General features: G+C 68.1%; 11 protein-coding genes and 1 tRNA gene. 5 read left to right on the top strand and 7 right to left on the bottom strand.

Features of this window, described 5'->3' with window-relative positions:
• Positions 1-9 precede the first annotated feature (9 nt).
• The 4 genes from yidD to HZY97_RS00850 form a co-directional block, all read right to left on the bottom strand.
• Positions 10-222 (bottom strand): membrane protein insertion efficiency factor YidD, encoded by a 213-nt coding sequence (gene yidD, locus HZY97_RS00835; RefSeq protein ID WP_180139501.1) that lies wholly within the window; start codon positions 220-222, stop codon positions 10-12.
• On the bottom strand, positions 219-485 hold the full coding sequence (gene rnpA / locus HZY97_RS00840; protein ID WP_373684243.1) for a ribonuclease P protein component: 267 nt from the start codon (positions 483-485) through the stop codon (positions 219-221). Before rnpA ends, yidD begins: the two co-directional genes overlap by 4 nt.
• 71 nt (positions 486-556) lie before the next feature.
• Positions 557-691, bottom strand: coding sequence for a 50S ribosomal protein L34 (gene rpmH / locus HZY97_RS00845; protein ID WP_086128886.1), 135 nt, complete (start codon positions 689-691; stop codon positions 557-559).
• Positions 692-778: 87 nt separating this feature from the next.
• Entirely contained in the window at positions 779-1,102 is a 324-nt protein-coding gene (locus HZY97_RS00850) for a hypothetical protein (protein WP_180139504.1), read from the bottom strand.
• Positions 1,103-1,245: 143 nt separating this feature from the next.
• On the opposite strand from HZY97_RS00850, the gene HZY97_RS00855 reads away from it, so the two are divergent.
• Complete coding sequence (locus HZY97_RS00855; protein ID WP_180139507.1) at positions 1,246-2,817, top strand: glycoside hydrolase family 18 protein; 1,572 nt, start codon at positions 1,246-1,248, stop codon at positions 2,815-2,817.
• Between the two features lie 10 nt (positions 2,818-2,827).
• On the opposite strand, the gene HZY97_RS00860 is transcribed toward HZY97_RS00855, so the two are convergent.
• A complete protein-coding gene (locus HZY97_RS00860; RefSeq protein ID WP_180139510.1) occupies positions 2,828-3,574 on the bottom strand; it encodes an energy transducer TonB in 747 nt (248 codons plus the stop codon).
• A gap of 126 nt (positions 3,575-3,700) precedes the next feature.
• Here HZY97_RS00860 and HZY97_RS00865 point away from each other — a divergent pair, with 126 nt between their 5' ends.
• The 4 genes from HZY97_RS00865 (at position 3,701) to HZY97_RS00880 (ending at position 6,213) form a co-directional block, all read left to right on the top strand.
• The gene (locus HZY97_RS00865) at positions 3,701-5,209 is read left to right on the top strand and encodes a YifB family Mg chelatase-like AAA ATPase (protein ID WP_180139513.1); all 1,509 of its coding nucleotides are present in this window, start codon (positions 3,701-3,703) and stop codon (positions 5,207-5,209) included.
• A gap of 88 nt (positions 5,210-5,297) precedes the next feature.
• On the top strand, positions 5,298-5,528 hold the full coding sequence (locus tag HZY97_RS00870; protein ID WP_180139515.1) for a hypothetical protein: 231 nt from the start codon (positions 5,298-5,300) through the stop codon (positions 5,526-5,528).
• Between the two features lie 92 nt (positions 5,529-5,620).
• A tRNA-Leu gene (locus HZY97_RS00875) sits at positions 5,621-5,706 on the top strand.
• 102 nt (positions 5,707-5,808) lie between these two features.
• A complete protein-coding gene (locus HZY97_RS00880) occupies positions 5,809-6,213 on the top strand; it encodes a YbaN family protein (protein ID WP_180139518.1) in 405 nt (134 codons plus the stop codon).
• 64 nt (positions 6,214-6,277) lie between these two features.
• Here the strand turns inward: HZY97_RS00880 and HZY97_RS00885 are convergent, their stop codons facing one another.
• Positions 6,278-9,145: a TonB-dependent receptor gene (locus HZY97_RS00885; protein WP_180139521.1), complete on the bottom strand. Its 2,868-nt coding sequence runs from the start codon at positions 9,143-9,145 to the stop codon at positions 6,278-6,280.
• A gap of 110 nt (positions 9,146-9,255) precedes the next feature.
• Positions 9,256-10,734 carry a DUF885 family protein gene (locus HZY97_RS00890; RefSeq protein ID WP_180139524.1) on the bottom strand — a complete coding sequence of 493 codons (1,479 nt, stop codon included), beginning with the start codon at positions 10,732-10,734 and terminating at the stop codon, positions 9,256-9,258.
• Positions 10,735-10,743: the final 9 nt, after the last annotated feature.

Consider the following 10,743-nt stretch of genomic DNA (forward strand, 5'->3'; position numbering starts at 1 on the left):
CGGAAAAACTTATGGCACTGGGTCGTAGCCGTGGCCGCCCCATGGGTGGCAGCGGGCGATCCGCCGGATGGCGAGCCAGCTGCCTTTGACAGCCCCATAGCGGCGAAGCGCCTCGATTGCATAGGCCGAACAGCTGGGCGAGTAGCGGCAGCTCGGTGGGAGCACCGCCGAAGGGCCGATCTGCCACGCGCGGGTGAGCAGGATGAGGAAGCGGGCGATCACCGCTTCACCTTCGCCAGCGCCTTGACCAGCTCGGCCTTGAGATCGTCGAACGGGCGCTCGATGCCGCTGTTCCGGCCGATCAGCACATGATCGGCGCCGGGCAGGCCCGCTTCGGGCAACACTTCGCGGACAAGCGCGCGGAACCGGCGCTTCATCCGGTTGCGGATCACCGCGTTGCCGACTTTCTTGGATACGGTAATGCCGACCCGCATCAACGGATCGGCATCGTCACGCGCACGAACGATCAGGACAAAACCGGGCATGGGAGCCCGTTTGCCTGCGTTTGCCGCGAGATAATCCTTGCGCTGCGTAAGCCGCGCAACGGCAGTCGGAATTAGGCCGACAGCTTGTTGCGGCCGCGGGCGCGGCGGGCGCGAATCACGTTGCGGCCGCCCGGGGTCGCCATGCGGCTGCGGAAGCCGTGCCGGCGCGCACGCACCAGGTTGCTCGGCTGAAAGGTCCGCTTCATCGCTCATCCTCAAGTATCTAGAACGTAAAAGGGCCACCACAGGGGCGGCCGCGTGTCGGGTGCCCATAGTGGGACGTTCCGACCGAGTCAACGCGCTGTGTCTCCAAAACCCAGCAGTTCGGCCTCTGCACGGGCGATTTTCGCCTCCTCGGCACGCAGACGGCGGCGCCGCGCGCTGGCCCGGCGCAGTGCCTTGTCGGCGTAATGGCCGAATCGCGGCCAGCGGCGCTTGGTACGCGCGAACACCTTCTGCGCCCATAGCGAGTTCTGGAGGACGAGCACCAGCCCGGCGGCGAAGACGAAGATTCCGCCCGGGCCGGGGATGATCCCGACCAGGGGCGCGACGGCGATCAGCAGCGCGCCCGTGACGAACAGGGCAGTGCGGAGGATCGGGCTGCGTGCGCGGGCCATATACTCGACGTGGGGAGTGTGTGTTGGTTGTGCAAGACACGCGGAGTTGGTTCATCGTGCTTTAGGCTTGTTTCATCGACGCGAGGTCAGCCCTTGTCGCACCTTTCTCGTCTGTGCGGGACGCGAGTGGGCAGGGGCGGCGCATGAATAGATCTGCTCCCACGCTCGCCCTTATGCTGTTCCTTGCCGCCTGCAGTGGCGGAGGCGGCGGCGGTGTCGTCTCGCCGACGCCGAGCCCGACGCCTTCGCCGACTGCGACCGGGCAGGTGACGATCAAGATCACCCCGGCAGCCGCGCAGGTCGCGGCCAATGGCAACCAGCAATTCGCCTGTGCGGTGACCGGCGATATCGACACGCGCTGCGGCTGGAGCGTGCAGGAAGCGAATGGCGGTTCGGTTTCGATCGCCGGGCTCTATGTCGCGCCCGAGATGGCGGGGACCTATCATGTGATCGCCAAGAGCCTGGCCGATCCGAGCAAGACGGCGACGGCGACAGTGGCGGTGACGCTGCCCGGCGTCGCCAGGCCCTGGGTAACTGCCTATTATCTCGGATATTTCTGGGACAATATGTATCCGCCCGAAAAGGTCGACATGACCGCGCTCACTCATTTCGTCTTCGGGCGGGTGGCGCCGGGCGGGGGCACGCTGCACGGCGCGCCGGGGGCTGTGGTCGAGGGCGCCGGCACCGCGCACGAGGCGAAGCTGTCGCCGGACGGGGTGCGCAGCGTCGAGGACTATCTGGTCAAGCGCACGCATGATGCGGGCCGCAAGGCGCTGCTGATGCTGGGCGGCGCGGCCGATGGCGACGGCTTCCTGCTCTCGACCAGCGATGCGGTCCGCCCGGTCTTCGTCCGCAACATCGCCGACTATATGGTCGCGCATGACTATGACGGGCTCGACCTCGACTGGGAGGACAAGTTCGAGGGCAGCGACGACATCACTCCGCATGTGAGCGGCGACGAGGCCAAGCGCCGCGTGTTCGCGCTGATCGCCGATCTGCGCGCCGAGTTCGCCAAGCGCCCGCGCTACCAGGGGGCGGGCAAGGCGGCGCTGCTCACGCTGCCGGGCTATACGGTGTCGATCAACGACCTCGAGCCCGGCGGCAAGGTGCCACAATGGCAGGCCGACCTCGCCAACGCCGTCGATCAATACAATATGATGAGCTACGGCATCGGCACGACCTGGAGCGGCAATGGCTGGCTTTCCTGGTTCAGCAGTCCGATCTTCGGCGCGACGGGCAAGACGCCGCGCGACCTGGCGTCGAGCGTCGAGGCCTATGCCAAGACCGGGGTGCCGCGCAGCAAGATCGGCATCGGCATCGGTTTCTACGGCATCTATTTCGGCCCCGGCGTCACCGGCCCGCGCCAGGATACCGAAGCCAACCGGATCTTCGAAGTCGACGATGTGGCGCTGCGCTATTCCGAGCTGGTGCGCATGGGCTATCTGACCAACGGCACCTATCACTGGGATGCCGAGGCGCAGGTCGGCTATCGCAGCTATGCCGGCGGCGGCTACACGCCGGCGGGATCGGGCCGCAACAAGGCGGGATTCCTCTCCTTCGAGAACGAGCAGTCGATCGCGGCCAAGGCGGCCTGGGTGCGCGAGGCGGGGCTGGGCGGCACGATCCTGTGGGCGATCAACTATGATTATCTGCCGAACGGCACGAGCCCGCTGCTGGGCGCAGTGAAGAAGGAGTTCGCGCCGGTGGCGCCGTGATCGTCGGCGCTCAGTCGTTGTTGAAATGCACCGGGATCACCACCCAGGCCTCGGCATCGACCGTAGTGCCGCGCATCGGCGGATTGATCTGGAAGTCGCGCGAGGCATCGAGCGCCGCCGCGCCGAAGAAATAGCCGCGCGGGGTCTCGCGGACGACGCGGCAGGATTTGGGGCGGCGGGTCGGCAGGATGTGGCAGGCGAGCAGCACGTCGCCGCTCTGGTTCTGCGCCTGCGCGCCGGGCGGGTTCACGCGGCGGAGCTCCTCGGGCGTCGGCATATGGACCCAGTCGGGCGGGAGCAGCCGGGGTTTGGCCGGGGCGGGCGCGGGGATACCGCTGCCGGTGCCGCTGCCGGTGCCGCTGCCGGTGCCGCCGCCGATGCCGCCCTTGCCGCTGCCGCCGCTCCCCTGCGCCGTGCCGCTACCGATGCCGCCGGGGCCGATCACGGGCGCGACGGGCGGGGCCGCGGGCGCCAGCGGGGCGAGCGTGGCGGTTGGGGTCTGGGGCGGGGCTGGAGCAGGGGCAGGTGTGCCCGGAGAGATGCGGTGCGACTGGGGCGGGACCGGCTTTGGCTCGGGCCGGGGCAGCTCGGGTGGCGGCGGGAGCGTGACGAATTCGACCGGGAGCGGGCGCTCGTGGGTCGGCGGGAGCAGCAGCACCGAGAGGCCGGCGCGCAGCAGCAGGAACACCAGTACCAGCACGCCCGCCGCCGCCAGGGCGGAAGCGCCGCGATTGCCGGGGGTGAGCGCGCGGACCATGTGCGGCAGGCTATGCCGGTGCGGTGCTTCCCGCAACGGGCCCGCGCTTGATCCATAACGGGGGCACTTCCCCGCCGCTTTGGAGAAATGCCGCTATCCTTGCCAGCACTTGGGGGAGGGCAGGGCTTGGTCGCGAGCGTTTCGACGGTTGCCTATCTGGGGCTGGAGGCACGTGCGGTGGAGGTGCAGTGCAACCTTGTCGCCGGGCTGCCGAAGTTCGTCGTGGTCGGCCTGCCCGACAAGGCCGTGGCGGAGAGCCGCGAGCGGGTGCGCGCCGCGATGGCCGCGATCGGGCTGGCGCTGCCGCCCAAGCACATCATCCTCAACCTCTCGCCCGCCGACCTGCCCAAGGAAGGATCGCATTTCGACCTGGCGGTGGCGCTGGCGCTGCTCGGGGCGATGGGCGTGGTCGATGCCGAGACGCTGGCGGGCTATGTCGTGGTCGGCGAACTCGCGCTGGACGGCCGGATCGCGCCGAGCCCGGGGGTGCTGCTCGCGGCGCTGCATGCGGCGGAGATCGGCAAGGGACTGGTCTGCCCCGCCGCGCAGGGGCCCGAGGCGGCCTGGGCGGGGCAGGTGGAAGTCGTCGCGGCGCCCGACCTGATCGCGCTGCTCAACCACTTCAAGGGCAACCAGCTGCTGCCGGCACCGGCGGCGGGGGAAATCGAGACGCCCGCGTTCGGGCCCGACCTCACTCAGGTGAAGGGGCAGGAGACCGCCCGGCGCGCGCTCGAGATCGCGGCGGCGGGCGGGCATAACCTGTTGATGTGCGGGCCGCCGGGCGCGGGCAAGTCGCTGCTCGCCTCGTGTCTGCCCGGGATATTGCCGCCGCTCGATGCGGGCGAGGCGCTCGAAGTGTCGATGGTCGCGTCGGTGGCGGGGACGCTGAATGGCGGTCGGCTGACGCGGGCGCGGCCGTTCCGCTCGCCGCACCACTCGGCCTCGATGGCGGCGCTGACCGGGGGCGGGCTGCGCGTGAAGCCGGGCGAAGTGAGCCTGGCGCATCTCGGCGTGCTGTTCCTCGACGAGCTACCCGAATTCCAGCGCGCGGTGCTCGATTCGCTCAGGCAGCCGATCGAGGCGGGGGTGGTGAGCGTGGCGCGGGCCAATGCGCATGTGACATTTCCGGCGCGCGTACAACTGGTCGCGGCGATGAACCCGTGCCGCTGCGGGCATCTCGGCGATCCGGCTTTGGCCTGTGCGCGGGCGCCGCGCTGCGCGGCGGACTATCAGGCGAAGGTCTCGGGGCCTTTGCTCGACCGGATCGACCTGCATGTCGAGGTCCAGCCGGTGACCGCGGCGGACCTGGTGCTGGACCGGGTGGCGGAGGGATCGGCCGAGGTCGCGGCGCGGGTGGCGGAAGCACGGGCGGTGCAGGGCGCGCGCTACCGCGACGTGGCGGCGCGGACCAATGCCGAGGCGGACGGGGAGGTCCTCACGGCGCATGCCTCGCCCGACGAGGCCGGGCGCAAGCTGCTGGCGCAGGCGGCGGAGGCGATGCGGCTGTCGGCGCGCGGCTATACGCGGGTGCTGCGCGTGGCACGGACGATCGCGGACCTGGCGGGCGCGGAGGGCGTGGGGCGCATCCATGTCGCGGAGGCGCTGAGCTATCGGCGGCAGGCGCCGCGGAGTTGAGGGCGGGCGCTCATTCCGTCGCGCGCATCCGAACGGATTGAAGCATGCGCTTGGCCCTGTTTAAGAGGGGCGACTGCTGGGACACAAATTGAACGACACGCTTTCATTCTTTGCCGGCCTAGTCCTGTTCATCGCCTGCGCATGGAGCCTGGTGAACGGCTTTCGCACGGGAACCATGACCGTGCCCTGGGGGGTATGGGCGGTCGGCGCGCGCCACAGGCGACCTTTTACTTTCTGGATTTTCGCGGTGAACAACGCAGTCTTCGCTGCTGGGGGAGTCTGGCTGGTAGCGCGCACGCTCAGGTTCGTTCCAGGCTAGACCCGGCCGGACCTGCAATAGCGGCTAGAATTCCTCCGCAGGCCTTCTTATAGCGACCAACATCGATGCCTGGCCGCTGCGCCGATCGGCATGCGGGTGTGGCGGAATGGTAGACGCAGCGGATTCAAAATCCGCCGTTGGCAACAACATGTCGGTTCGAGTCCGACCACCCGTACCAGGACAGTCCGGCGCGCTGCCGCGGAGCGTTGCTCCGACCTTCCGCTTTGACTAACGCTAATCATTCGCAACGGGTAGGCCTGTCGAATGAAGCGCACGCTGCATGGATGAAGGGCAGGAGAGGCCGGGAAACCGGCTGACGCGGCCGCTATGGATCGCGCTGGGACTGTTCTTCGTCGCGCTGGGCATCATCGGCGCGCTGCTGCCGCTGATGCCCACGACGATCTTCCTGATCCTCGCCGCGGGCTGCTTCGCGCGCTCCTCGCCGCGGCTCGAGACCTGGCTGCTCACCCATAAGCGCTTCGGCCCGACGCTCGTCGCCTGGCGCGAGGAGGGGGCGATCCCGGCCCGGGCCAAGGCGTTCGCCTGCGGGGGCATCGCGATCGGCTATGCGGTGTTCTGGTGGGGCGCGCGGCCGCCCGTGTGGGTCGACCTGGTCGTGGCGCTGGTGATGGGCGCCTGCGCGGCCTTCATCCTCAGCCGGCCCGCCCCGAAGCCCCGCCCATAAAAAACCGGCGCGGAACCCGAGGGCGCCGCGCCGGCAAGGACGGAGGTTGGAAGGGTTCGCCGGATCAGAGCTTCAGGCGCGCCCCGAACAGGATCGTGCGGCCGAAGTGGTTATACTCGTAGTTCCGGTTCGCAGCGGTGTCGGTGTAGCGATCGCGATAGGCGTCGGTGAGGTTGGTGCCCTCGACCGACAGCTCGATCCACTCGGTGAGCTTGTAGCGGACCGAGGCATCGACGTTGGTGATCGCGTTATAGCCTTCGAACACGTTGCCGGTGCCCGAGCCCATGTCGACATAGGGTCCGCGATAGCTGACCGAGGCGCGCGCGCTGAACTTCTTGTCCTCATAATAGAGCGTCGCGTTGAACGCCTTTTTCGACACGCCGTACAGCGTCGAGGAGAAGACCTTGTTCGGCAGCGTCAGCGAGCCATTGGCGTTCACTGCCGTGGCCGGGGCCGACTGGCTGTAGTTCGCGGTCGAGTCGATGAAGGTGACGTTGGCGATACCGCCGAAGTTCTTGAGGAACCCGGGCAGGAAGCGGAACGGCGCCTGGATCGAGATTTCCGCGCCCTTCAGCGACGCGCCGGTGCCGTTGATCGTCGTCACGACGGTCCAGATCGGCTGCGACAGCTGGGCAGGGTTGAGGAAGGCCGGCGACGAGGCGGCGAGCACCGTCGAGGGCAGGCCCGTCGAGGTGAAGGTCTGGCCCGTCAGCGTGGCGCTGACCGGGAAGCTCTTCACGTCCTTCTTGAACAGCGCCACCGAGAAGATCGACTGCGGCGCGAAATACCACTCGGCCGCGAGGTCATAGGCCGTGGCGCGATAGGGATCGAGGTTCGGATTGCCGAAGCTCACCCGGTAGTTGAAGCCGTCGGCCGAGCCGCCCGGCGTCAGGCTGCCGAGCGTCGGACGGGTCATCACGTCGGAGATCGCGCCGCGCAGGATGATGTTCTCGGTCGGGAACAGCGCGACGTTCACCGACGGCAGCCAGTCCTCATAATCGCGCTTCACGGTCACCGGCAGCGTGCCGTTGATGCCGGTCGAGCTCTGGTTGGTCTTGGCATAGCGCATGCCGGCGTTGAGCGCGTAGCGCAGGCCGAGAATCTCGCCCTTGGCATCGAACTGGAGATAGCCGCCCTTCACTTCTTCGGTGACCTGGCGGTTGTTGCCCACGTCGAGCAGGAGCGGACGGTTGTAGAGGCCGGTATAGGCCGCGGCCGCATCGACATTGGCGACCACCCAGCTGGTGGTGGTGCCCGCCGGCTGGCCGGCGTTGCCGAGATTGACCAGCTCGGTCAGGCCCGCAGTGGCCGGGAAGCCGTAAACGGCGGTGGGGCCGAAGGTCGCGGTGGTCGAGCAGGTGAGCGTCTTCAGGACCAGATCGAGCCCGCCATTGCCGCACACCGCGGTATCGCGCTGATAGGCGACGACGTCATAGTCGAAGCGGCGATACATCGCGCCGGCCTTGATCTGGAAGCCCTCGGCGACGTCCCATTCGGTGCGCAGCTGCGCGGTCCTGAACTTGTTGGTGACGTTCGACGGGCGATCGCGGATCTCGGCGAGCTGGAAGTTCGCCGGATCGGTCACGCTGGTGCCGAAGCTGAGCACCGGGCTCTGCATGTTGGTATAGTCGTATTTATAGCCCTGCGCGTCGCGGTCATCGAGGATCAGCGTGGTCTCGACCGGGATGTCCGCATTCGACTTGGACAGGCCGCCCATCAGCGTGAAGCGGAAGCTGTCGCCCAGCTCCTGATCCCAGCTGCCGCCGATCTGGTAGAATTCGGTATCGGACTTGCGCAGATAATGTTCGGTGCGGACCCAGGCGTCGTTGAGCGTCGCCGAGATCATATTGTTGTTGCTGTCGTAAACCGGGTTCGCGACGTTGATCGAGCGCTCGTTCGAGCGGAGCAGCACTTCCAGCCACTTCTCCTCGCGGGTTTCCTTGAACCGCGAATAGAGGCCGTCGATCGAGATCTTGGTCGCGTCGCTCGGCGCCCATTGGACGCTGCCGGTCAGGCCCAGCCGCTCGCGATCGTGGCGGACAGTGCCGTAGCGCGGGATGCGCGGGTGGAAGGAGAGCGCTGCCTGCGAGCAGACGGCGCTGGGCACATAGGTGCCGCCCGAATTGGCGGTGGTCCAGCAATTGGTGCCGCTGACCTGGTCGAACGTGGCCTGGGCCCAGCGGACCGAGTTGTTGCCGAGCTCGAGATTGTCGGTCTTCGAATAGGCGCCCGAGACCGAGGCGCCGAAGGTGCCGTCCGCGGACTTCCACGAGAGCAGGCCGGCAAAGCGCGGGCCCCAATTCTTCGAGAGGTCGTTATAGCTGGCCTGGGCCGAGCCGACGAAGGTGAAGCCGGTCTTGCCGTTGAGCGGATTGCCGGTGTTGAGATCGACCACCGCGCCGAGCGAGCCTTCGTCGAGCGAGGCCTCGGCGGTCTTGTGGACGACGAGCGAGCTGAACAGCTCGGAGGCGAAGACGTTGAAATCAAAGGCGCGGTCGCGATTGGCCGAGGCGCCGTCGGTCGAGGTGGCGACGGTCTCGAGGCCGTTGACGCGGACGCGGGTGAACTGCGCGCCGAGGCCGCGAACGGTGATCGCGCGGCCTTCGCCGGCGTCACGCTGGATCGAGATGCCCGGGATACGCTGGAGCGATTCGGCGAGGTTCTGGTCGGGGAACTTGGCGATATCCTCGGCGACGATCGCGTCGACCGAGGAGACCGAGTTCTTCTTCACGTTCAGCGCCTTGTCGAGCGACTGACGGAAACCGGTGACAACAATCGCGCCGTCGGTGGTCTGGTCCGGCTCGGGGGCGGTGTTCTCGGCGGCGGGCGGTGTCTGCGCGTCCTGCGCGAGTGCCGGGGTCGCGATGCTCGCGCCGGCCATTACCGCCAGCGAAACGCCGGCATACCACATGTTGCGAGTCCCTTTACGCATCCTTGTTCTCCCATGATCAGTGTTTCCGGGCCGGCCACTTCTGCGGCTCGCCCGGCTTTTGGCCGGCTGGCGCCGGCTCTCTGTGAAACCATGGCCGGTTCTGATCCGGCCTATGCTCTTGTTACCGCGGTCCGCCTGCGCCCGTTGGCGAGTAGCTCGCGATGGAATTTCCTGAGCGATTCCGGGCCGTTGCGCTTTGCCTTGGTGCCCAGATCGTGCAGATCCAGCCAGGTCAGCGCCTCGGCGGCGCGCATGGCGGGTTCAATGCAGATTCGCTCGATATCCTGCGCCATCGGCGCGAAATAGGCTGCCTCTCCCTGAAATGCGGCGAGCTTGCTGCTCGTCTCTTCCAGTGTTTCATGTCCGATATGGACACCGGTGTCAACCAGTCCGCGGCCGATCCGGAACAACAGCCAGTGCAGATGGCCGAGCAGCGCGCGATCGTCGCCGGCAAAGGCGCCGTCGGCGGCCATCAGCTCCTCGCTGTAGATTGCCCAGCCCTCGGCAAAGGCGGGGGCATATTCGAGGCGCAGCGGGTGTGGATTCGCCGCTGCTTCGATCGGCAACTGGATCATATGGCCGGGCAGCAGCTCGTGATGGACGACGGCGGGGAGCGTCCAGCTGGGGCGATCGCGGATGCGTTGCAGGTCGGGATAATAGGCGCCCGCCGTGGTCTGCGTGGGGACAGTGCGATAGCCCTGCTTGCCCTCGGCTTCTTCCTTCGGCGTCATCCGCACCGCGGCGACGTTGCCGCATTCGGACGGCAGCGCGCCGAACAAGGCGGGCAGGCGCGGACGGGTCCGGGCGAGCCAGGCGTTCATGTCCGCCACGGCGCGGTCGCGCCCGGCATTGTCGTCGCTGTACAGGAAGCGCGGATCGCGGAACGCCGCGCTGATCCGGGCGCCGACGCTGCCCTTGGTATAGCCCAGCCGGCGGAGCACCTTGTCGGCGCGCCTGCCGAGTTCGTGTGCCTTGTGCAGCATCCTGCGATGCGCGTCCTTCGGGTCGACCCGGCCGTAATGGCGCGCGAGCAGCAGCGCGAAATAGTCCTCGCCGCCCGGAAAGCGGCCGGTGCCCGGCTCGGCGGGTGCCTTTGGCGCGAGTTCGGCGAGCAGCGCCGCCTGTTTGCGCAGCGCCTCCGCCGCCGGGCCGTTCGCCTTGCCGGTGGCTGCGGCGACACCGGCGCGGGTCTTTTCGAGCAGCGGGGCGGGCAGGACCACGCCGCGCGCGGCATCGGCCTCGATCTGCGCGGTCTCGGCCTCGACGCGCTCCGCGGCCGGCGCAGCCTCGCGCCAGGCGCCGGCATTGGGCGCGATCACATAGGGCGAGCGCCCGAAGCGGCCGCCGGGGAATATCCGGGCCATCGAGGAGTCGGCGTCGAGCCCGGCGACAACCGTCTCGAGGTCGATTCGCGACGCGGGCGACAGCCCGTCTGGATCGAAGCCGGAGACCCGCCCGAATTTCACCGAGGGCGTGCCCGAAAGCTTGTCGAGCATCGCCCGCAGCTTGGCGTCGCGATCGGGCTCGGCAAAGGCGACGCGCGGGAGCGCGGCGATGCCGGCGGCGGCGAGGAACTGGCGGCGGTACATCGCGATCCT

It is taken from the genome of Sphingomonas sp. R-74633 (assembly GCF_013416555.1).
In the GTDB taxonomy this organism is placed as follows: Bacteria; Pseudomonadota; Alphaproteobacteria; order Sphingomonadales; family Sphingomonadaceae; genus Sphingomonas.